Origin of the sequence: Streptomyces tailanensis (genome assembly GCF_008386495.1) — a bacterium.
GTDB lineage: Bacteria > Actinomycetota > Actinomycetes > Streptomycetales > Streptomycetaceae > Streptomyces > Streptomyces tailanensis.
In genome coordinates, this window is record NZ_VTHJ01000004.1 from 105,325 (window position 1) to 126,871 (window position 21,547).

The following is a 21,547-nucleotide window of genomic DNA, read 5'->3' on the forward strand; positions in this document are numbered from 1 at the left end:
CACCTCCTCCATCGTCACCGCTCTGCGTACTGCGCCCGTACTGCTTACTGATCGTATCCACGCGCCGGGAAATCGGCTGGTTCCCCCCGTCGGCCCCGTCGACCGGTGTCACCCGGTGTCGACGCCCACTGAAGTCCCCTCCCGGATTCCCATCGGAGCTCTTCTTCGAACTACCGCTGTCCGAACTCTGCCAAGGATCGTAGAGGCGGCGCGAGACCAGTGTCCCGCACCGGGCCGTGCACCCTGTCCTCCTCCAGTGGAGATGGCCGGGACCGGTACGAGGTTGATACGTGAACCAGCATGCGTTGATACGTAGCCGGAGGCCCCCCGTGTTCGGTCCGTGCTGGTCGGGCCGGGCGCGGCGGCGTGGACGGCGGCCAGCTGCGGATAAGGGATGCGAACCCACCGTCTCCAGCGTGCTAATCTTCTCGATGTCAGAAGGCGCCAGCACCGCGAGGAGCAGGCCCTGAGGACACACCTAATGCGCGGGTGGCGGAATAGGCAGACGCGCTGGATTCAGGTTCCAGTGCCCGCAAGGGCGTGGGGGTTCAACTCCCCCCTCGCGCACAGCGAAGCGGTCCCATCGTGATCACGATGGGACCGCTTCTTTTTGCTCTTCTCTTTGCCCGCTTCCCGGCGTTCGGGGAGCCCGGAGGTCGGCCCGCCGGGCCTCTGAAGTGTGAGGAGTCTCTCAGGGGATTCGGTAAGGGCTTTCAAAGCGATGTTTCACGTGAAACGTCGTAGATGGGGTGCTCGGGTGCAGTCCGCGTGCGGTATCGCTCCGCCGAGGAGGCGGCGGGCTGTGATCATCTCGGGACTTGATCCGGTGAAACCCGTCAGAACCGTTGACGCTCACCCGCCCCATATCTATCTTCTGGTCGGAAATTCGTACAACGTCCGTAATTTCGAACGTAGTTCTCGCTTCCTGTCATGCAAGCAAGCACCCCCACACCTGCCAGAGACGAGGCGCACATGGCACCGCCGCTCTCCAGACGCTTCCTCCTCCAGTCCGCGATCCTCGCCGCGGCTGTACCCGGAGTCTCCTTCGGGACGGGCGCCGGCCGCGCGTCCGCCGCCATCGTTCCGGCGCCGTCCACGTGGTCCGTGCGGCCCTTCGAGCTCAAGGACGTGACGCTCGGCCAGGGCCTGTTCGCCGGCAAGCGGCAGCTGATGCTCGACCACGGCCGCGGCTACGACGTCGACCGCCTGTTGCAGGTCTTCCGGGCCAACGCGGGGCTCTCCACCAAGGGCGCGGTCGCCCCCGGCGGCTGGGAAGGCCTCGACGGCGAGGCCAACGGCAACCTCCGCGGCCACTACACCGGGCACTTCCTGACGATGCTCGCCCAGGCCTACGCGAGCACCAAGGACACGGCCTACGCCGACAAGATCCGCTACATGGTCGGCGCCCTGACCGAGGTGCGCGCAGCGCTGCGCACCGATCCGCGCATGCTCGCCGTCACCGGGAAGTTCGGTACCGCCCAGGAGAACGTCCGGGGCTCCTACCAGTACGTCGACCTGCCCGCCGCCGTGCTCGGCGGGGCCTCGGCGATCACCCTGTCGGCCTGGGTGAAGCCCACCCACAACGCCAACTGGGCCCGGGTCTTCGACTTCGGCAACAACAACACCCGCTACATGTACCTGGCGGCCCGCAACGCCAGCGGCTTCCCCCGCTTCGCCGTCACCACCAACGGCCCCGGCGGTGAACAGGGCCTCAACGGAACCGCCGCGCTGCCGCTCAACCAGTGGAGTCACCTGGCGGTGACCATCGGCGGCGGCACCGGCACGCTCTACGTCAACGGCACGGCCGTGGCCCAGAACACGTCGATGACCCTCACTCCGGCGGCCCTCGGCACCCTGGCGAACAACTGGCTGGGGCGGTCCAATTTCTCCACCGACCCCGTCTTCGCGGGCGCGTTCGACGAGTTCAACGTCTGGTCGCGGGCGCTGACGGCCGCCGAGATCACGTCCCTGCAGAGCAACAGGGCGTCGGCCTCCACGGCGGGCCGGGGCAACCTGGCCTCGTACGACTTCTTCGAGACCACCGGCGGCACCTTCGCGGACGCCTCCGGGCGCGGCCTGACCGCCACCCTGCGCCGCACCTGGGGCGCACCCAGCCATGCCGGGTTCCTGGCGGCGTACCCGGAGACGCAGTTCATCCAGCTGGAGTCGATGACCAGCGGCGACTACACGCGCGTGTGGGCGCCGTACTACACCGCGCACAAGATCCTTCGCGGTCTGCTGGACGCCTACCTCCACGTCGACGACGCACGGGCGCTCGACCTCGCCTCGGGACTGTGCGACTGGATGTACTCACGGCTGTCGAAGCTGCCCGACGCCACGCTGCAACGGATGTGGGGGATCTTCTCCAGCGGTGAGTTCGGAGGGCTCGTCGAGGCGATCGTCGACCTGTACACGATCACCGGAAAGGCCGAACACCTCGCGCTCGCCAAGCTGTTCGACCTCGACAAGCTCATCGACGCCTGCGCCGCGAACACGGACATCCTCGACGGCCTGCACGCCAACCAGCACATTCCCATCTTCACCGGTTACGCACGGCTGTACGACGCGACGGGTGAGGCGCGCTATCTGACGGCCGCGAAGAACTTCTGGGGCATGGTCGTCCCGCCGCGCATGTACGGCATCGGCGGCACCAGCACGGCCGAGTTCTGGAAGGCGCGCGGGGTCATCGCGGGGACCGTCAGCGACACCAACGCCGAGACCTGCTGTGCGTACAACCTGCTCAAGCTGAGCCGGACGCTGTTCTTCCACGAGCAGGACCCGAAGTACATGGACTACTACGAGCGGGCCCTGTTCAACCAGGTCCTCGGCTCCAAGCAGGACAAGGCCGACGCCGAGAAACCGCTGGTCACGTACTTCATCGGCCTGAAGCCCGGCCATGTGCGCGACTACACCCCCAAGCAGGGCACCACCTGCTGCGAGGGCACCGGCATGGAGAGCGCCACCAAGTACCAGGACTCGGTGTACTTCACCAAGGCGGACGGCAGCGCGCTGTACGTCAACCTGTACAGCGCCACCACGCTGAACTGGTCGGCGAAGGGCGTGACCGTCACCCAGGCCACCGACTTCCCCCGCGAGCAGGGCTCCACGATCACCTTCGGAGGCGGAAGCGCGGCTTTCGAACTGCGGTTGCGGGTGCCGTCCTGGGCGACCGCGGGCTTCCGGGTGACCGTCAACGGCAGCGCGGTGAGCGGCACTCCGACCGCCGGGACCTACTTCACGGTCCCGTCCCGCACGTGGCGCAGCGGTGACGTCGTACGCGTGACGATGCCGTTCCGGCTGCGGGTGGAGAAGGCCCTCGACGACCCGTCGCTCCAGACGCTGTTCTACGGGCCGGTCAACCTGGTCGGCAGGAACAGCAGTACGAGCTACCTGTCGTTCGGGCTGTACCGCAACGCCGGTCTCTCCGGTGACCTGCTGCCCTCCCTCACTCCGGTGAGCGGGAAGCCGCTGCACTACACACTGGACGGCACCGAATTCGCTCCCTTCTACGAAGGGAGCGAGGATCCGACCCACGCCTACGTCAAGCGCTCGGAACCGAAGGTCTACTTCGGCGGTACCGACTCCGGCGTCGCCAACCCGGCGAAGTCCGACGGCACGACGCTGCTCGACGAGATCTGGGCCGGGGCGCCGTTCGCCAACAAGGGCGCCCTCGTCGCGCGCGTGCAGTCGACCGTGAACTCCTGGGTGTCGGCCGGGCTGCTGAGCCGGGCCGGCGGACAGCAGGTGGTCACGACCGCGGCGAACGCGACGTACGCGGCCTGACGGGCCTTTGCCGCGGGCGGCTGCTCCTCTGGTGGGGGCAGCCGCCCGCGTGTTTCCCAAGCGTTTCCCGGAGGGTCTACGCGGCGAGGCGCTCCGCGAGGGCCTTGGCCTTGACGGCCGCGTCGTCGAAGGCCTTGGCGCGGGAGGCCTCGAAGAGCGGGATCAGCTCGGACATCGCGGGGTTCTGCGGGGCCATGGTGAGCTCCGGGACGATGAAGTCGAGCTTTAGGCCGAGGGTGTCGGCCAGTACGGCCGTCAGGTAGTTCTGCACGTACTCGAACGGCTCGCGCGGTGTCCCGGGGGCGTAGGAACCGCCGCGGCTCGCGACGACCGTGACCGGGGTGCCCTTCGCCTTCGAGTCCTCGTTCATGGCCGTACGGCCGATGAGGATCACGTTGTCCAGCCAGGCCTTGAGGGTCGACGGGATCGAGAAGTTGTACATGGGGGCGCCGATCAGGATCGCGTCCGCCTGCTCCAGCTCCACGATGAGCTTCTCGCGCTCGGCGAAGGCCGCCGCCTGCTCAGGTGTGTGCGTGGCCGGATCGGCGAAGCCGGCGGTGTGCGCGTCGGCGCTGATGTGCGGCACGGGAGCGGTGTGGAGATCGCGATAGATCACCGTGCCTCCCGGGTGCTGGTCCTCCCACGCCTTGCGGAAGGCCTCCGTCACCGCGCGCGACGTCGAGGCGCCGGCGGGGAGCACGGACGAGTCCAGGTGGAGAAGGGTGGCCATGGTCACTCCAAAAGCAAGAGCTGCGGTTTCGTACTCGACTATAGATAGCATAGTCACTTACTTTTTTTCACCCACTCGCAGGAGTCCAGTACTCTGGACCCGTGGCGGAGCAGCAGCGGGACATCCACGGCGCCGAGCCGTGCCAGCAGGTCGACGCCGGCATCACACGTGTGTTCGGCTTGCTCGGAAAACGCTGGACCGGCCTGATCGTGGCCGTACTGATGCCGCACCCCGCGCACTTCGTCGACCTGCGCAGGGCGATTCCGGGCATCAGCGAACGCATGCTCTCCGACCGCCTCACGGAACTCGCCGCAGCCGGCCTGGTCCTGCGCGCGGTCGACGAGGGGCCGCCGCTTCGGGTCACCTACCGGCTGACCGAGGCCGGGGCCGCCCTGGAACCGGCGCTGCTGGAACTCGCCGCCTGGGCCGAGGTCCATCTGCCGCAGGGCCAGCCGTGCGCGGGAGCGGGGCGGGAGTAACGCGCGATGCGCCGTGAGCAGCGCGGCGTGACGGGGTCGGTCTCCGGTGTGTGTGGCGGGCTCGGTCCGGTGCGTGGGGCGGTTTTCCACAGGCGTGGAGGTCCTGGGTGCCGAGTTGTCCACAGGGTCTGACGCGTTTCGGCCACCGGCTGTACCGTCGTCACGAGTTGATGTTCGTGCGTGTATGTGAGCGGGGGAGGCGGTCGGTGTGACCGAGGGCGGTACGACGACGGTGGAGCCGGTGGTCGGGGCCGGGACGAGGGAGGCCGGGGCGCGAGTGCCGTGGGTGGCCGGCTTCGCGCGGTGGCCTTCCGCAGGGTCGCCCAAGGACGAGGGCAAGGCCCTGCGGGCGCGGGTGTCGCGCAGCGCGCACGCGGACCTGACGCTCACCGCCGACCGACCGGACGCGGTGACCGCGGTCGAGGAGTCCAACCGCGGCCGTATCCCCGCCCTCACCCCGATACGGGTCGGCCGGATGGCTGCCACCCCCTTCGCGTTCCTGCGCGGCTCGGCCGGACTCATGGCCCACGACCTCGCGCGTACGCCCATGACCGGCATCGGCACCCAGATCTGCGGCGACGCCCACGCGGCGAACTTCGGTCTGTACGGGGACGCCCGAGGCGGCCTCGTCATCGACCTGAACGACTTCGACGAGACCCTGCACGGTCCCTGGGAGTGGGACCTCAAGCGCCTCGCCACCTCGCTGGTGCTCGCGGGCCGCGAGGCGGGCGCCGACGAGGACACCTGCCGCAAGGCGGCGCACGACGCGGCGGGCGCCTACCGGCGCACCATGCGGCTCCTCGCCAAGCTCTCGGCGCTCGACGCGTGGAACGCCATCGCGGACGAGGAGTTGGTCTCGTACACGGACGCCCACGATCTGCTGGGCACGCTGGAGCGGGTCTCCGAGAAGGCGCGGGCCAACACGAGCGGCCGCTTCGCGGCCAAGGCGACCGAGGCGGTGGAAGGCGGCGGCCGCCGCTTCGTCGACGCCCCGCCCGTGCTGAGCCGGGTGGACGACGCGGAGGCCACGGCGGTCGCCGCCTCCCTGGAGCACTACCTGACCACGCTCTCGGAGGACCGCCACGCCCTGCTCGCCCGGCACGCCGTGCACGACGTGGCGTTCCGCGTGGTCGGCACCGGCAGCGTGGGCACGCGCTCGTATGTCGTGCTGCTCCTGGACCACCGTGGCGAGCCGCTCGTCCTCCAGGTGAAGGAGGCCCGCCCCTCGGCGCTGGAACCGCACCTCGCGACCGCCGGTTTCGATGTGCCGGACGTGAGCCATGAGGGACGCCGTGTCGTCCTCGGCCAGAAGCGTATGCAGGTCGTCAGCGACATCCTGCTGGGCTGGACCACCGTGGACGGACTCCCGTTCCAGGTACGCCAGTTCCGCAACCGCAAGGGCAGCGTGGACCCCGCGGCCCTCGCCGCCGACCAGATCGACGACTACGGCCGTATGACCGGCGCCCTCCTGGCCCGCGCCCACGCCCACAGCGCGGACCCCCGCCTCATAGCCGGCTACTGCGGCAAGAACGAGGAACTCGACGAGGCCGTGGCCACGTTCGCCGCGACATATGCCGACCGCACGGAGGCGGACCACGCGGACCTGGTGGCGGCGGTACGGGCGGGGCGGATCGTGGCGGAGACGGGGGTGTGAGGAGCCTGCGGGGCCCAGGAGCCGACAGGTGTGCCCAGGGATGCTGAGCCGGGTCGGCCGGCGAGAGCGGGCGGTCGGAGGAGTTTCCGGGCGTGGCCTAGGCTGGGGCGGGTGACGACCCCGGAAGCCGATCAGTTCCCGTTCGAGCGCCCCGCTGAGCCTGTTGAGGCAGCTGGGGGTGCGGAGTCTGTCGAGGGAGCCGAGCACCAGGGCGATACGGAGCCGACAAAGGGCGCGGATGTCGGCGCGGCCGGTGGAGGGTCGGGGGCGGAGCGGCCTGAGGAGCGGTTGGAGCGGGCCGTGCGGGCGGCCGAGCAGGCGCTGATCGAGTACGAGATCGCCGTGGAGACCTTCCGGGTCGAGGTGGAGAACTTCTCCCGGCTGCACCACCAGAAACTCGGCCCCATGTACGCCCGGCTCGACGAGCTGGACGCCCAGATCGCCGAGGCGAAGGCCGCGCGCACCGGCGACCCCGAGGACGTACGCAAGGCACAGGAGGCCCGGGCCCGGGTCATGCCCATGCCGGGTGTGGAGGAGCTGTTCCACGGCTGGATGGATTCGGAGGGCCTGTTCCCCGAGGCCGCCGCCATGCTCACCGACCAGCCCGTGCGGCCCCCGGAGCGGGTGCGTCCCAGTGACGAGGCCCGCAGGCTCTACCGCGAGCTGGTCCGCAAGGCGCACCCCGATCTGGCGCAGGACGACAAGGAGCGCGGGCGACGCGACGAGTTCATATCCCGGGTCAACGCCGCGTACGGCCGTGGGGACGAGATCCTGCTGCGGGAACTGTCCGAGGAGTGGGCCGCGGGGCCGGTGCCCGAGGAGCGCAGGCCGAGTCGCAGCGAGGAGCTTTACGCCCGCCTCGAATGGCTCGCCCAGCGCAAGGAGCTGCTCACCCTCGTCGCCCGGGAGCTCGAGGAGGGCGCCATCGGCTCGATGCTCCGCCTCGCCCCGGACGACCCCGACCGTCTCCTCGACGAGATCGCCGATCAACTGTTGGCGGAGGTCGCGCAGCGGGAGGCGGAACTGGCGGCGCTTCTCACCCAGGACGGCCAGGTCGGTCAGGATGGCCAGGACGGGCCGGGCGGGCCGGGCGATCAGGTCGGCTAGTCCGGTCGGCCGGCCGGGAGGGTCTTCGGCCGGGCTCCGGGGCGGTCGCCGGGTGGCCCGACCTGTAGGTGCTCGGGTCGGGTAGCGTCGTACGCATGCATTTCGGAGCTGGTGTGCCCACGGTCGAGGTCGGGGACCTCAAGGACAGCGACTTCCTGCTGGACGTCCGGGAGGACGACGAGTGGCAGGCGGGTCATGCCGAAGGGGCGCTGCACATCCCCATCAGTGAGTTCGTGGCACGTTACGGCGAGCTCACCGAGGCGGCGCCGCAGGACGGCAGGGTCCATGTGATCTGCCGCTCGGGCGGGCGTTCGGCGCAGGTCGCCATGTACCTCGTCCAGCAGGGCATCGACGCCGTGAACGTCGACGGCGGCATGCAGGTCTGGGCAGCCGCAGGCCGCCCGGTGGTGGACGACAAGGGCGGGGCCGGCTTCGTTCTCTAGTCGGCTGCCTCGTTTGTCGAACCAGGGCGCGCAGGAGATTCGCGCGCCCCTGTTCGCGGCGTGCGCGACGCTCACGCCAGTGGGTGTGCTGCCAGCAGATCGCCCAGTGCCTCCTCGTGCGCCGCTGCGGGGCCGAGTGACAGTTCGAGGTGCTTGGCCCAGGCGTGGTAGCGGTGCAGGGGGTAGTCGACGTCGGCACCGAAGCCGCCGTGCAGATGTTGCGCGGTCTGCACGACCCGTCGTACGCCCTCCGAGGCCCAGATTTTGGCCACGGCGACATCCCCGGCCGCGGGCAGCGCACCCCCCGCCCCGGAACTGATCCGCCAGGCGGCCTGCCACAAGGTCGCCTCCATCGCACGTAGGTCGATGAAGCGGTCGGCGGCCTGTACGGCGACCGCCTGGAACGAGGCGATCGGGAACCCGAACTGCTCCCGCTTGCCGGCGTATTCGCTGGTCATGGCCAGTACCCCTTCCCCCAGTCCGAGTGCCAGCGCACACGTACCGGCGGCCAGCAGTTCCCGAAGCCGTTCCCAGGCGCCCTCCGCGTCGATGACGTTCCGCGCGGCGATCCGAACCGACTCCAGCCGCAGCTCGGCCAGCCGTTCCCCGGCCGTGGAGACCTGCTCGGCGAGCACGAGGCCGTCGTGGACCCGGGGCACGATCGCGAGCACGACCCGGCCGTCGGTGAGGGCGGCCGCATGCGCGGACCCGTCGGCGACGACACCGGACTCGACCACCCCCGGTACGACGACGAAGTCGGCGTTGTGCGCCCAGGGCACCGCCGTCTGCACGCCGTCCAGGACCCAGGTCCCGTCGTCCTCCCGCGTGGCGCTGACGGCCAGTTCGGCGGGGTCGTGGCCGGTGCGGCCGTGCGCGGCGACGGTCAGCACGACCTCGCCCCGGCCCACCCGCGCGAGCAACTCCGCCTTCAACTCCTCGCCGCCGTGCGCCTGTACGGTCACCGCCGCCGCGCTGCTCTCCAGCAGCGGCACCCTGGCCAGCACCTTCGCCGACTCGTGCAACACCAGGCACAGCGCGATCGGGTCCAGCCCCGAGCCGCCGTACGAAGGGTCCAGCAACAGGCTGAGCAGGTCCGCGTCGGCGAGCTTCGCCCACAGGGCCCGGTCGAAGTCGTCGGCCACGGCTCCCGGTACGAGCGAGGGGCTCGGCACCCCGTCCGGCGCGACTCCGGCGAACACCGCCCGCGCCGCCTCGGCCGCCGCCTGCTGCTCCTCGGTGAAGGTGAAGTCCACGGTTCCGCCCTTCCGTGTCGCCGATGACGGGGCGTCAAGATAGAACAGGTTCTAGAAGAAGGGAATGGCGTGGTGGCGGTCGAGGAGGCGGTCACGCGAACGGTGATTCGGCCAGGAGAACGACCCGGTCGACTTCGGGGTCGAAGCCGAGCACCGGATGCCCGTGATCGCCCTCCGGGTCCATCAGGACCGGCTTGCCCAGACGTCGCCCGACGTCCCGCAGAAATCCGCAGAACTCATCGAGGCGCTCCTGTCCCTGGATCTCCCGCAGGTCCACATCGAAGTCGATCTCCTCCGTCGCGTGGAATCGAAAGATCGCCAGTACGTCGGTCGAAAGGTGAACTCGCAGCTCAGGGCATTCGGCACCCGCTGGACGAGCGAGCACCGCCTTCGCCCGAGGCTTCACCGGCAGGGTCGTATCGCCTTCGGAGTAACGATGCTTCCAGTCCCGCTCACCGACGAGGTCCAGGAGTGCCTGCCAGTCCTCCGCCGAGGTGTCCGGCACTCGTACGTCCGGCAGCGCACCCATCAATTCGGGGTCGAAGAAGGGCGCGACTTCGTCCCACCACAGATCGGACACCCCACCATGCTGCCTGGCAGGCCGGCGCAGCGCAGCCCGTTTTCGTTCGGCTCAATCATGGGCTACCGCGCCGTAAGGTGTCCCCCGCTGTGGATAACCTCATGGATGCCGTGTGGGCGGTGTGACGATGTGACTGCTGTGGCCACCGGGGCTGTGCCGGATGGATGCGGCTGAGTAAGTTCCGGTGGGGAAACGGACCGGGAGTGGGAAGCGGGGAGCGGGGCGGAATGGACGCGTACGACGAGGTCTCGAACGGCCGGCGCGGGCCGGACGAGCCCGAGGGCTCCGCCTCCACAAGCCCCGCAGAGGAAAGGGAGGGCAGGGCCGACGGCGACGACTCCGCCGCTGCCACACCCCAACCGGCCCCACCGCCCCAACCGGCGCAGTCGACGCGGCCGGCCTCCGGTATTGCCGCGCTCTCCCTCCCCTACCAAATCACCGTGGCGCTCGTCCTCGCTGTCGTCGCGGTTGTGACCTGCGTACACGTAGGCATGGTGTTCCTGCATGTCGCCCCCTCGAACACGGTGACGAAGCAGCATGGTCGGGCGGTCGAGGAGTGGGTGTTCCCGGAGTTCGAGCAGAACTGGAAGCTGTTCGCGCCGAACCCGCTGCAGCAGAACATCGCGGTGGAGGTCCGAGCCGAGGTGCACACCGCGGCCGGTGATGTCCGTATGACCGGCTGGTACGGCCTGTCGGCGCTGGACGGCGCCGCCATCGACGGCAATCTGATGCCGAGCCACACCCAGCAGAACGAATTGCGCCGGGCCTGGGACTTCTACAACTCCACCCACGACAGCGAGAACCGCGCCACGACCTCGCGGGGTGGGCTGTCCGAGCGCTATCTGCGCCGCATCGTGGTGCTTCGCCTCGACCGTGAGCAGGCCGGCGGGGCCGACGGGGTCATCGAGCGGATACAGGTCCGGTCACGTACCACCAATGTGAGGCCGCCCGACTGGAGTGAGGAACAGGTGTCCGACAAGCCTGTCGTCCGTGAGCTGCCCTGGTGGTCGGTGACCGACCGCGATCGCACGAAGGCGAGCGCCGAATGAGCTCCATGAGCCCCTTGACGCCCATGAATCCAGGCAACCAGGGCAACCCGGTGGGCCCTCTCGGTCGTCTCTCCGCCGCGATCGGCAGCGGGATCACCCAGGTCACCGACAACGCGCTGGGCCCCTACCAGAGCGCGATCATCCGGATCGGCTTCGCCGCGACCTGGCTGCTGTTCCTGCTGCGCGAGTTCCCGCACCGCCACGAGTTGTACGGCCCCGACGGGCCCTGGAACTGGGACCTCGCCCAGCAGCTCCTGGTGGACAACGACGCCTTCACGGTGCTGATCTGGTCGAAGAGCGACGTGTGGTTCGAGATCGTCTACGCCCTCGCCATGCTGTCGAGCTTCCTGCTGCTGCTCGGCTGGCGCACCCGCACCGCGAGCGTGCTCTTCATGGTGGGCGTCCTCTCGCTGCAGAACCGCAGCGTCTTCATGGGCGATGGCGGCGACAACGTCATCCACCTCATGGCGATCTACCTCGTCCTCACCCGCTGCGGCCAGGTCTGGTCCCTGGACGCCCGGCGTGCACGGCGCACGCGCGAGCGCGCCGAGCGGGAGGGTAAGGAGCGGGAGGACCGCGTCGGTCCTGCCCTGTGGTGCGTGCTCGGCTTCGTGCTGCTGGTGGCGACGTTCGGCGGCCTCATTCCCGGCGGCTTTCTGGGCGGCTGGCTGACCGTCTTCTGGGGGCTGTGGGCGGTGCACGCCCTCTGGTGGGCCGTCAAGCGCATCTCGTCGGACATCAAGCCCCGTGTCCTGCTCGACATCGTCGCCAATCTCACGCACAACGCCGCCCTGGTCGTGATCATGGCCGAGGCATGTCTGATCTACGCGGCCGCCGGCTGGTACAAGATCCAGGGCACGCGCTGGCAGGACGGCACGGCCGCCTACTACCCGCTCCACCTGGACTACTTCTCGCCCTGGTCGGCGCTCTCCGACCTGATGACGTCGAGCGGCACGATGGTGATGCTGGTGACGTACGGGACGGTCATCGTTCAGGTCGCCTTCCCGTTCACGCTCTTCAACCGGCGCGTCAAGAACGTCCTGCTGGCGGTCATGATGACCGAGCACGCCGTGATCGCCGTCGTTCTCGGTCTGCCGTTCTTCTCGCTCGCGATGATCGCCGCCGATGCCGTCTTCCTGCCGACCCCCTTCCTGAAGCGGCTGGGCGACTGGGTGACACGCGCGCGTGTACGCGTCCTGGGACGTGTGCTGCCCGGGCGTGACCGTACGCCGCCGGGACCGAACGACCAGCAGCGGACACCGCTCCCTGTCGACAACGCGGAGGGGAAGACGACCGAGCAGGCACACGTAGGCTTCACCGCATGAACGATCCGGTGAGCGCGGCACTCTCCGGCGAACCGGCGGACGACCCGGTGCGGAACTGGCGTCGCCTCGCCGACGGCTCCGTCCTGCTCGACGGATTCCACGCCCTCAAGCACGCCCTGCGCTTCGGCGCCGAGGTCCCGGTGGCGGTCACCGTCGACCGTGCGGCGGCACTCGCCCTCGCCGACGACCTGGCCCCCGACGTACGGGACCGGCTCGCGGACCTCCTCCAGGAGGTCCCGGAGGAGATGTACCGCACGCTCGTGCCCCGCCCGCACCCCACCGCGATCGCCGCCCTGGCCGTTCGCCCCTCACGCGCGTCCAACCTGGCGGTGCTCGACCACACCCCTCGTACCGCCCCCGTCGTCGTCCTCGACAACCCGCGCAACCTGGGCAACGCCGGCGCCGTGATCCGCCTGGCCGCCGGTTTCGGCGCGACCGGGGTGGTGACCACGGGCACCCTGGACCCCTGGCACCCCACGGTCGTGCGCGGCGGCGCGGGCCTGCACTTCGCGACCGCGGTCGAGCGCCTGGACGTGGCCGAGCTACCCCCGGGCCCGCTCTTCGCGCTCGACCCCGAGGGCGACGACATCCGGGGCCTGAAGCTCCCGGACGACGCCGTCCTCGCCTTCGGCTCCGAGCGCAGTGGGCTGTCCGCCGAGCTCCGCGCGCGGGCCGACCACTTGCTCTCCCTGCCGATGCGCCCCCAGGTGTCGAGCTACAACCTGGCGACGAGCGTGGCGATGACGCTGTACCACTGGAGTGCGGGCGCCCCGTAAAGGGATTCGAGCTGCAGCGCCGTAAAGGGGCGCGGGGCTGTGCTGGATATGCGGCTCCGCCGCGCGGGCGCGACCAGCCACGACGGTCCGCGGTCGCCCCACAACCAAGCGGCCCCCTACGCTTCGCGCCGAACCTCCACCACCCGGAACCGATTGGCGACGAACGCCCCGTCACACAGCGCCGCGTTCGCCGCCGGGTTCCCACCGGACCCGTGGAAGTCGGAGAACGCGGCGGTCTGGTTCACATACACCCCACCCGTGAGGTTCAGCGACAGCTGAGCGCACTCCTCCAGGCAGACCTCCTCGATGCTGTCTGCCACCTCGCCGGAGGTCGTGTACGCGCCGACCGTCATCGCGCCCTTCTCACGGACCGTGCGCCGCAGCAGCTCCACCGCGTCAGCCGTCGAGTCGACCGCGACAGCGAACGACACCGGACCGAAGCACTCGCTCATGTAGGCGGCCTCGTCATCCGGCTTCGCCCCGTCCAGCTTCACGATCACCGGCGTACGGACGACCGCGCCCGGGAACTCCGGGTTGCTGATCTCCCGTGAGGCGAGGGCGACTTCGCCGAGCCCGGCGGCGGCTTCGAGGCGGGCCTTCACGTCGGGGTTCACGATCGCGCCGAGCAGGGCGTTCGCGCGCGCGTCGTCGCCCAGCAGGCCGCTGACCGACTTGGCGAGATCGGCGACGACCTCGTCGTACGACTTCGGGCCCTCGTCGGTGGTGATGCCGTCGCGGGGGATCAGGAGGTTCTGCGGGGTGGTGCACATCTGGCCGCTGTACAGGGACAGGGAGAAGGCCAGGTTGGAGAGCATGCCCTTGTAGTTGTCGGTGGAGTCGACGAGCACCGTGTTGACGCCGGCCTTCTCCGTGTAGACCTGGGCCTGGCGGGCGTTGGCCTCCAGCCAGTCGCCGAAGGACGTCGAGCCCGTGTAGTCGATGATGCGGATCTCGGGGCGGGTGGCCAGGATCTTGGCGATGCCCTCGCCGGGGCGCTCGACGGCCAGTGCCACCAGGTTGGGGTCGAAGCCGGCCCCGGCGAGGACCTCGCGGGCGACCCGGACGGTGAGGGCGAGCGGCAGCACCGCGCGCGGGTGGGGCTTCACGAGGACCGCGTTGCCGGTGGCGAGGGAGGCGAACAGGCCCGGGTAGCCGTTCCACGTCGGGAAGGTGTTGCAGCCGATGACCAGGGCGATGCCGCGCGGGACGGGCTTGAACCGCTTGGTCATCGCCAGCGGGTCGCGCTTGCCCTGGGGCTTGGTCCACTCCGCGTCGTCGGGGGTGTGGACCTGCTCGGCGTACGCGTACGCCACCGCCTCAAGACCGCGGTCCTGCGCGTGCGGGCCGCCCGCCTGGAAGGCCATCATGAACGCCTGACCGCTGGTGTGCATGACCGCATGGGCGAACTCGTGGGTGCGGTCGCTGATCCGCTTGAGGATCTCCAGACACACCACCGCGCGCGCCTCCGCGCCCGCGTCGCGCCACGCGCGCTGGCCGGCCTTCATCGCGGGCAGCAGCGTGTCGATGTCGGCGTGCGGGTACGTGACGCCCAGCGTCGGGCCGTACGGGGAGGTCTCGTCGCCCACCCAGTCGTCGGTGCCGGGCTGGCCGAGGTCGAGGCGGGTGCCGAGGAGGGCGTCGAAGGCGGCCTTGCCCTCCGCCATGCCCAGGCTGCCGTTCTCGCCGTAGGCCTTGGGGTGCTCGGGGTGCGGGGACCAGTACGCGCGCGTGCGGATCGTTTCCAGGGCCTGATCGAGGGTGGGCCGGTGCTTGGCGATCAAGGAATGCGCGGGCAGTTCGGCGGCCATGCTTGACCAACTCCTCACGTCAGAGGCTCTTCATTGAGGTCTGACCTGGGCAGGAACAGGCGGACAGGGCTAGAGTAACCGAACGATCGGTCGGGACAAGGGAGTCCGCCGCATCTGTGGACAACCCTGTGCGGGAGGATCGCGCACATGACAGCACTCGACCTCAGCAGCCCCGTGGCCGTTGTCGGCACCGGCACCATGGGCCAGGGCATCGCCCAGGTCGCGCTGGTCGCGGGCCATTCCGTACGGCTGTACGACGCCGTCCCCGGCCGCGCCCGGGAGGCGGCCGAGGCGATCGGCGCCCGGCTCGACCGGCTCGTCGCGAAGGACCGTATGACCGCCGCCGACCGGGACGCCGCCCGCGCCCGACTGCACGCCGCGGAGAGCCTCGCCGACCTCGCGGACTGCGCCCTCGTCGTCGAGGCGATCCTGGAGCGGCTGGACGTCAAGCAGGAGCTGTTCCGCGCGCTGGAGGACGTCGTCGGCGAGGATTGCCTGCTCGCCACCAACACCTCCTCCCTCTCCGTCACGGCGATCGGCTCGGCGCTGCGCAACCCGGGGCGTTTCGTGGGCCTGCACTTCTTCAATCCCGCGCCACTGCTGCCGCTCGTCGAGGTCGTCTCCGGGTTCGCCACCGACGTCACGTCGGCCACGCGCGCGTACGAGATGGCCCGCGCCTGGGGCAAGACGCCGGTCGCGTGCGCCGACACCCCCGGCTTCATCGTCAACCGCATCGCACGTCCGTTCTACGCCGAGGCCTTCGCGGTGTACGAGGCGCAGGCCGCCGAGCCGGCCACGATCGACGCGGTCCTGCGCGAGTGCGGCGGTTTCAGGATGGGCGCGTTCGAACTGACCGATCTCATCGGGCAGGACGTCAACGAGTCCGTCACGCACTCTGTGTGGCAGGCCTTCTTCCAGGACGTGCGGTTCACGCCGTCGCTGGCCCAGCGGCGGCTCGTCGAGTCCGGCCGGCTCGGCCGCAAGACCGGACGGGGCTGGTACGACTACGCGGACGACGCCGAGCCCGCCGAGCCGCACACCGCGGAGCCCCTCCAGGCGCCCGCGTACGTCGTCGTCGAGGGCGACCTGGGCCCCGCCTCCGAACTGCTCGCGCTGATCCGCGAGGCGGGCATCGGCGTCCGTGAGGAGGACGAGGACCACGGCACCCGGCTGGTCCTGCCGAGCGGCGGCCAACTGGCCCTGGCGGACGGCCAGACCTCCGTGGAGTTCCGGGACGTCGTCTACTTCGACCTGGCGCTGGACTACCGCCGGGCCACCCGTATCGCCCTGTCCGCCTCCCAGGACACCTCCCCGCAGACGCTCGCCGAGGCCACCGGGCTCTTCCAGGCGCTCGGCAAGGACGTCAGCGTCATCGGGGACGCCCCCGGCATGATCGTGGCCCGTACGGTGGCCCGGATCGTCGACCTCGCGCACGACGCCGTGGCCAAGGGCGTGGCCACCGAGGAGGACATCGACACGGCGATGCGGCTCGGCGTCAACTACCCGCTCGGGCCCTTCGAATGGAGCCGCAGGCTGGGCCGCAACTGGGCGTACGCCCTCCTGGACGACCTGCACCTGCGCGACCCCTCCGGGCGCTACGCGCCGTCCCTCGCGCTGTACCGCCACGCCTACGCCTCCGACAAGCGGGAGGGCACCTCCTCATGACCACCGCCAAGCGCGACACGTACACCCCGGAGACGCTGCTGTCCGTCGCCGTGCAGGTCTTCAACGAGCGTGGCTACGACGGCACTTCCATGGAGCATCTGTCCAAGGCGGCCGGTATCTCCAAGTCATCGATATACCACCACGTCACGGGCAAGGAGGAGCTGCTGCGCCGGTCCGTGAGCCGGGCGCTGGACGGGCTCTTCGGGATCCTCGACGAGGAACCCGCGCGCGTGGGACGTGCGGTGGAGCGGCTGGAGCATGTCGTCCGGCGCATGGTCGAGGTCCTCATCGCCGAACTGCCGTACGTGACGCTGCTGCTGCGCGTGCGCGGCAACACCGACACCGAGCGCTGGGCCCTGGAACGACGGCGTGAATTCGACCACCAGGTCGCCGAGTTGCTGAAGGCCGCGGCCGCCGACGGGGACGTGCGCGGTGACGTGGAGGTGCGGCTCGCGACCCGGCTGGTCTTCGGAATGATCAACTCCATCGTGGAGTGGTACCGGCCCGACGGGCGGGGCATGGGCGAGCGCGAGGTGTCCGACGCGGTCGTACAGATGGTCTTCGGAGGGCTCCGCAAGGAGCACTGAGGCACTCTCTCGGGGGACTGTGGCGGCGTCCTGGCCGCTCACCCCTCCGGTTCCACGTCCTCCTCCTCGAACACCAGCAGCGTGCGGGTGCTGAGCACCTCGGGGATGGCCTGGAGCTTGGTGAGGACCACCTCGCGCAGGGCCCGGTTGTCCGAGGTGTGCACCAGGAGCAGTACGTCGAAGTCGCCGCCCACCAGGGCGATGTGGGCGGCGTCGGGGAGTTGGCGCAGTTGTTCGCGGACCGTGCGCCAGGAGTTCTGCACGATCTTGAGAGTGATGTAGGCCGAGGTGCCTTTTCCGGCGCGCTCGTGGTTCACGCGCGCCCCGAAGCCGCGGATCACGCCGTCCTCGATGAGGCGGTTGATGCGGGCGTAGGCGTTGGCGCGCGAGACATGGACACGTTCGGCGACGGACCGTATCGAGGCGCGGCCGTCGGCCTGGAGCATGCGCAGGATGTCCTGATCTATGGCGTCCAGCGGTCGAGGGGGCGGCAGGGCCGGGCCGTCCTCCGATGGCTCGGCCATTTGTTCAGGTGCCATGCGCCCCCGCCTCCCTACCATGGACGTACTGCGTTCATTGCAGGCTGTGCAGAACCGTTTGTCCACAGCCCGAGGGTGCCTGTAGCCAAAATGCGTCAACGACCGAACAATCGGTAGGTGAGACGCGTCACAGCCGTGCCGCGTCCCAGAGTCACTCCCACGAGGAGGTGCCGTATGACGGTCATGGAGCAGCGGGGCGCGTACCGCCCGACGCCGCCGCCCGCCTGGCAGCCCCGCATGGACCCCACGCCGCTGCTGCCCGACGCGCGGCCGTACCGCGTGCTCGGCACCGACGCGGCCGCCGACGCGGACCCCGCGCTGCTGCGCCGCCTGTACGCGGAGCTGGTGCGCGGTCGCCGCTACAACGCGCAGGCCACCGCACTGACGAAGCAGGGCAGACTCGCCGTGTACCCCTCCAGCACGGGCCAGGAGGCCTGCGAGGTCGCCGCCGCGCTCGTCCTCGAAGAGCGCGACTGGCTCTTCCCGAGCTACCGCGACACGCTCGCCGCCGTCGCCCGCGGCCTCGACCCCGTCCAGGCGCTCACCCTGCTGCGCGGCGACTGGCACACCGGCTACGACCCGCACGAGCACCGGGTCGCGCCCCTGTGCACCCCGCTCGCGACGCAACTCCCGCACGCCGTGGGTCTCGCGCACGCCGCCCGGCTCAAGGGCGACGACGTGGTCGCGCTCGCCCTGGTCGGCGACGGCGGCACCAGCGAGGGCGACTTCCACGAGGCGCTCAACTTCGCTGCCGTCTGGCGGGCCCCGGTCGTCTTCCTCGTCCAGAACAACGGCTTCGCGATCTCCGTGCCCTTGGAGAAGCAGACCGCCGCCCCGTCGCTCGCCCACAAGGCCGTCGGCTACGGGATGCCGGGCCGCCTGGTCGACGGCAACGACGCGGTCGCCGTGCACCAGGTGCTCGGCGAAGCCGTGGCCCACGCGCGCGCGGGTGGTGGCCCCACGCTGGTCGAGGCGGTGACGTACCGCATCGACGCCCACACCAACGCCGACGACGCGACCCGCTACCGCGCCGCCGACGAGGTCGAGACCTGGCGGGCGCACGACCCGATCGCGCTCCTGGAGCAGGAGTTGACCGAGCGCGGACTCCTCGACGAGGCCGGCATCCAGGCCGCACGCGACGCCGCCGAGACCATGGCGGCCGACCTGCGCGAGCGCATGAACCAGGACCCTGCGCTCGACCCCATGGACCTCTTCGCCCATGTGTTCGCCGAGCCGACGCCGCAACTACGGGAGCAGGAAGCCCAGTTGCGGGCCGAGCTGGCGGCGGAGCAAGAAGGGGCGCACTGATGACCACCGTCGCTCTCAAGCCCGCCACCATGGCGCAGGCCCTCACGCGCGCGTTGCGCGACGCCATGGCCGCCGACCTCACCGTCCATGTCATGGGCGAGGACGTCGGCACCCTCGGCGGGGTCTTCCGGGTCACCGACGGGCTCGCCAAGGAGTTCGGCGAGGACCGGGTCACCGACACCCCGCTCGCCGAGGCGGGCATCCTCGGCACGGCCGTCGGCATGGCGATGTACGGGCTCAGGCCGGTCGTGGAGATGCAGTTCGACGCGTTCGCCTACCCGGCGTTCGAGCAGCTCATCAGCCATGTCGCCCGTATGCGCAACCGCACGCGCGGGACGATGCCGCTGCCGATCACCGTCCGCGTCCCGTACGGCGGCGGCATCGGCGGTGTCGAGCACCACAGCGACTCCTCCGAGGCGTACTACATGGCGACTCCGGGGCTCCATGTCGTCACGCCCGCCACCGTCGCCGACGCCTACGGGCTGCTGCGCGCCGCCATCGCCTCCGACGACCCGGTCGTCTTCCTGGAGCCCAAGCGCCTGTACTGGTCCAAGGACTCCTGGAACCCCGAGGAACCGCACACGGTCGAGCCGATCGGCCGCGCCGTCGTGCGCCGCACCGGCCGCAGCGCCACGCTCCTCACGTACGGCCCGTCCGTGCCCGTCTGCCTGGAGGCCGCCGAGGCGGCCACGGCCGAGGGCTGGGACCTCGAAGTCGTCGACCTGCGCTCCCTGGTGCCCTTCGACGACGAGACGGTCGCCGCGTCGGTACGGCGCACCGGGCGCGCCGTCGTCGTCCACGAGTCCGGCGGGTACGGCGGACCGGGCGGTGAGATCGCGGCCCGTGTCACCGAGCGCTGCTTCCACCACCTGGAAGCGCCCGTGCTGCGCGTCGCCGGGTTCGACATCCCGTATCCGCCGCCGATGCTGGAGCGGCACCATCTGCCCGGCGTCGACCGGATCCTGGACGCCGTGGGGCGCTTGCAGTGGGAGGCGGAGAGCTGATGGCCCAGGTGCTGGAGTTCAAGCTGCCCGACCTCGGTGAAGGGCTCACCGAGGCCATGATCGTCCGATGGCTGGTGCAGGTCGGTGACGTCGTCGCCGTCGACCAGCCCGTCGTCGAGGTCGAGACGGCCAAGGCGATGGTGGAGGTCCCCTGCCCGTACGGCGGCGTCGTCACCGCCCGCTTCGGGGAGGAGGGCACGGAACTGCCCGTCGGTGCCCCCCTGTTGACGGTGGCCGTGGGCGCCCCGGCCTCCGGCGGCGACACCGAGGGGTCCGGCAACGTCCTGGTCGGCTACGGCACCGGGGCGTCTCCGGCGCGGCGGCGGAGGGTGAGGTCGGGGGATCCCGCACGGTCCGCCGCCGCGTCGGCTGGGGGCAACGGCCCCGCGGAGCCGGTCGGGCTCACCGGGTCCGCTCCGGCTGCCGGTCTCGTCGGGACCGCCCCGGCCACCGCGCCCACGGCCGGGCCGAGCTCTGTGACCGGGCATCGGCCCCAGGCCGGTGCCACGGCCGTCCCGGTGCGCCCGGAGGGACCCGCGCGCCCGGAGGGACCGGTGCCGGTCATCTCCCCGCTCGTACGCCGGCTCGCCCGCGAGAACGGCCTCGATCTGCGGCAGCTGCACGGCTCCGGCCCCGACGGTCTGATCCTGCGGGCGGATGTGGAGTACGCCCTGCGGTCCGCCACGGCCGAGGCCCAGGCGCCGCAGGCCCCGGCCACGCAGATTTCCGACGTCCCCGGCACCCGCACTCCCCTCCGTGGAATCCGAGGCGCCGTCGCCGACAAGCTGTCCCGGAGCCGACGCGAGATCCCCGACGCGACCTGCTGGGTGGACGCCGACGCGACAGAGCTGATGAACGCCCGTCTGTCCATGAACGCAGTCGGCGGCCCGAAGATCTCCCTCCTCGCGCTGCTCGCCCGGATCTGCACGGCCGCGCTGGCCCGCTTCCCGGAGCTCAACTCGACGGTCGACATGGAGGCACGAGAGGTCGTACGGCTCGACCGGGTGCACCTCGGTTTCGCCGCGCAGACGGAACGAGGCCTGGTCGTGCCCGTCGTACGGGACGCGCACACGCGGAACGCGGAGTCGCTCAGCGCCGAGTTCGCGCGGCTGACCGAGGCCGCGCGGACCGGGACCCTGACACCCGCCCAGCTCACCGGAGGGACCTTCACGTTGAACAACTACGGCGTCTTCGGCGTCGACGGCTCCACGCCGATCATCAACCACCCCGAGGCGGCCATGCTCGGCGTCGGCCGCATCGTCCCCAAGCCGTGGGTCCACCAGGGCGAACTGGCGGTACGGCAGGTCGTCCAGCTGTCGCTCACCTTCGACCACCGGGTGTGCGACGGCGGCACGGCGGGCGGCTTCCTGCGGTATGTGGCGGACTGCGTCGAACAGCCGGCGGTGCTGCTGCGCACGCTCTGACCACCGGCTTTGCCGGCCCGGCCCTGATGGCGC

At 70.5% G+C, this 21,547-nt stretch carries 18 protein-coding genes and 1 tRNA gene; 14 read left to right on the forward strand and 5 right to left on the reverse strand.

The features are described 5' to 3' along the window. The first annotated feature begins 483 nt into the window (after window positions 1-483). Together F3T56_RS05175 and F3T56_RS05180 are read left to right on the forward strand one after the other, a co-directional pair. A tRNA-Leu gene (locus tag F3T56_RS05175) sits at window positions 484-567 on the forward strand. Between the two features lie 405 nt (window positions 568-972). Further along, window positions 973-3,783 carry a beta-L-arabinofuranosidase domain-containing protein gene (locus F3T56_RS05180; RefSeq protein WP_149823487.1) on the forward strand — a complete coding sequence of 937 codons (2,811 nt, stop codon included), beginning with the start codon at window positions 973-975 and terminating at the stop codon, window positions 3,781-3,783. 76 nt (window positions 3,784-3,859) lie between these two features. Here the strand turns inward: F3T56_RS05180 and F3T56_RS05185 are convergent, their stop codons facing one another. After that, entirely contained in the window at window positions 3,860-4,513 is a 654-nt protein-coding gene (locus tag F3T56_RS05185; RefSeq protein ID WP_149823488.1) for an FMN-dependent NADH-azoreductase, read from the reverse strand. Between the two features lie 101 nt (window positions 4,514-4,614). Between F3T56_RS05185 and F3T56_RS05190 the strand changes: the two genes are divergently transcribed. The 4 genes from F3T56_RS05190 to F3T56_RS05205 all read left to right on the forward strand — a co-directional run bounded on the left by F3T56_RS05190 (window position 4,615) and on the right by F3T56_RS05205 (window position 8,196). Then, entirely contained in the window at window positions 4,615-4,992 is a 378-nt protein-coding gene (locus tag F3T56_RS05190) for a winged helix-turn-helix transcriptional regulator (RefSeq protein WP_149823489.1), read from the forward strand. Between the two features lie 208 nt (window positions 4,993-5,200). Then, window positions 5,201-6,646 carry a DUF2252 domain-containing protein gene (locus tag F3T56_RS05195; RefSeq protein WP_149823490.1) on the forward strand — a complete coding sequence of 482 codons (1,446 nt, stop codon included), beginning with the start codon at window positions 5,201-5,203 and terminating at the stop codon, window positions 6,644-6,646. Between the two features lie 111 nt (window positions 6,647-6,757). Continuing rightward, complete coding sequence (locus tag F3T56_RS05200) at window positions 6,758-7,753, forward strand: hypothetical protein (RefSeq protein WP_149823491.1); 996 nt, start codon at window positions 6,758-6,760, stop codon at window positions 7,751-7,753. A gap of 113 nt (window positions 7,754-7,866) precedes the next feature. Beyond that, the gene (locus tag F3T56_RS05205) at window positions 7,867-8,196 is read left to right on the forward strand and encodes a rhodanese-like domain-containing protein (RefSeq protein WP_149823587.1); all 330 of its coding nucleotides are present in this window, start codon (window positions 7,867-7,869) and stop codon (window positions 8,194-8,196) included. Window positions 8,197-8,267: 71 nt separating this feature from the next. On the opposite strand, the gene F3T56_RS05210 is transcribed toward F3T56_RS05205, so the two are convergent. Beyond that, window positions 8,268-9,449, reverse strand: a complete 1,182-nt coding sequence (locus F3T56_RS05210) for an acyl-CoA dehydrogenase family protein (RefSeq protein WP_149823492.1) — start codon at window positions 9,447-9,449, stop codon at window positions 8,268-8,270. 91 nt (window positions 9,450-9,540) lie between these two features. Next, the gene (locus F3T56_RS05215; protein ID WP_149823493.1) at window positions 9,541-10,029 is read right to left on the reverse strand and encodes a hypothetical protein; all 489 of its coding nucleotides are present in this window, start codon (window positions 10,027-10,029) and stop codon (window positions 9,541-9,543) included. Between the two features lie 227 nt (window positions 10,030-10,256). Here F3T56_RS05215 and F3T56_RS05220 point away from each other — a divergent pair, with 227 nt between their 5' ends. From F3T56_RS05220 to F3T56_RS05230, 3 genes are read left to right on the forward strand one after another with little or no spacing between them, the layout of a single operon-like run. After that, window positions 10,257-11,078: a DUF5819 family protein gene (locus F3T56_RS05220; RefSeq protein WP_149823494.1), complete on the forward strand. Its 822-nt coding sequence runs from the start codon at window positions 10,257-10,259 to the stop codon at window positions 11,076-11,078. Window positions 11,079-11,101: 23 nt separating this feature from the next. After that, complete coding sequence (locus F3T56_RS05225; RefSeq protein WP_149823495.1) at window positions 11,102-12,403, forward strand: HTTM domain-containing protein; 1,302 nt, start codon at window positions 11,102-11,104, stop codon at window positions 12,401-12,403. Next, the gene (locus F3T56_RS05230; RefSeq protein WP_149823496.1) at window positions 12,400-13,179 is read left to right on the forward strand and encodes a TrmH family RNA methyltransferase; all 780 of its coding nucleotides are present in this window, start codon (window positions 12,400-12,402) and stop codon (window positions 13,177-13,179) included. Before F3T56_RS05225 ends, F3T56_RS05230 begins: the two co-directional genes overlap by 4 nt. 116 nt (window positions 13,180-13,295) lie before the next feature. Here F3T56_RS05230 and paaN read toward each other — a convergent pair whose 3' ends face one another. Further along, complete coding sequence (paaN, locus tag F3T56_RS05235) at window positions 13,296-14,987, reverse strand: phenylacetic acid degradation protein PaaN (protein WP_149823497.1); 1,692 nt, start codon at window positions 14,985-14,987, stop codon at window positions 13,296-13,298. A gap of 147 nt (window positions 14,988-15,134) precedes the next feature. On the opposite strand from paaN, the gene F3T56_RS05240 reads away from it, so the two are divergent. Together F3T56_RS05240 and F3T56_RS05245 are read left to right on the forward strand one after the other, a co-directional pair. Beyond that, a complete protein-coding gene (locus F3T56_RS05240) occupies window positions 15,135-16,652 on the forward strand; it encodes a 3-hydroxyacyl-CoA dehydrogenase (protein ID WP_149823498.1) in 1,518 nt (505 codons plus the stop codon). Beyond that, the gene (locus F3T56_RS05245) at window positions 16,649-17,239 is read left to right on the forward strand and encodes a TetR/AcrR family transcriptional regulator (RefSeq protein ID WP_149823499.1); all 591 of its coding nucleotides are present in this window, start codon (window positions 16,649-16,651) and stop codon (window positions 17,237-17,239) included. The genes F3T56_RS05240 and F3T56_RS05245 overlap by 4 nt, the downstream gene beginning before the upstream one ends. 38 nt (window positions 17,240-17,277) lie before the next feature. On the opposite strand, the gene F3T56_RS05250 is transcribed toward F3T56_RS05245, so the two are convergent. Further along, a complete protein-coding gene (locus F3T56_RS05250; RefSeq protein WP_149823588.1) occupies window positions 17,278-17,763 on the reverse strand; it encodes an Lrp/AsnC family transcriptional regulator in 486 nt (161 codons plus the stop codon). A gap of 189 nt (window positions 17,764-17,952) precedes the next feature. Between F3T56_RS05250 and pdhA the strand changes: the two genes are divergently transcribed. The 3 genes from pdhA to F3T56_RS05265 are packed head-to-tail and all read left to right on the forward strand — an operon-like array spanning window position 17,953 to window position 21,514. Next, window positions 17,953-19,086: a pyruvate dehydrogenase (acetyl-transferring) E1 component subunit alpha gene (gene pdhA, locus F3T56_RS05255; protein ID WP_149823500.1), complete on the forward strand. Its 1,134-nt coding sequence runs from the start codon at window positions 17,953-17,955 to the stop codon at window positions 19,084-19,086. Continuing rightward, window positions 19,086-20,090, forward strand: a complete 1,005-nt coding sequence (locus tag F3T56_RS05260) for an alpha-ketoacid dehydrogenase subunit beta (protein ID WP_149823501.1) — start codon at window positions 19,086-19,088, stop codon at window positions 20,088-20,090. Before pdhA ends, F3T56_RS05260 begins: the two co-directional genes overlap by 1 nt. Further along, window positions 20,090-21,514, forward strand: coding sequence for a dihydrolipoamide acetyltransferase family protein (locus tag F3T56_RS05265; RefSeq protein WP_149823502.1), 1,425 nt, complete (start codon window positions 20,090-20,092; stop codon window positions 21,512-21,514). Before F3T56_RS05260 ends, F3T56_RS05265 begins: the two co-directional genes overlap by 1 nt. Window positions 21,515-21,547: the final 33 nt, after the last annotated feature.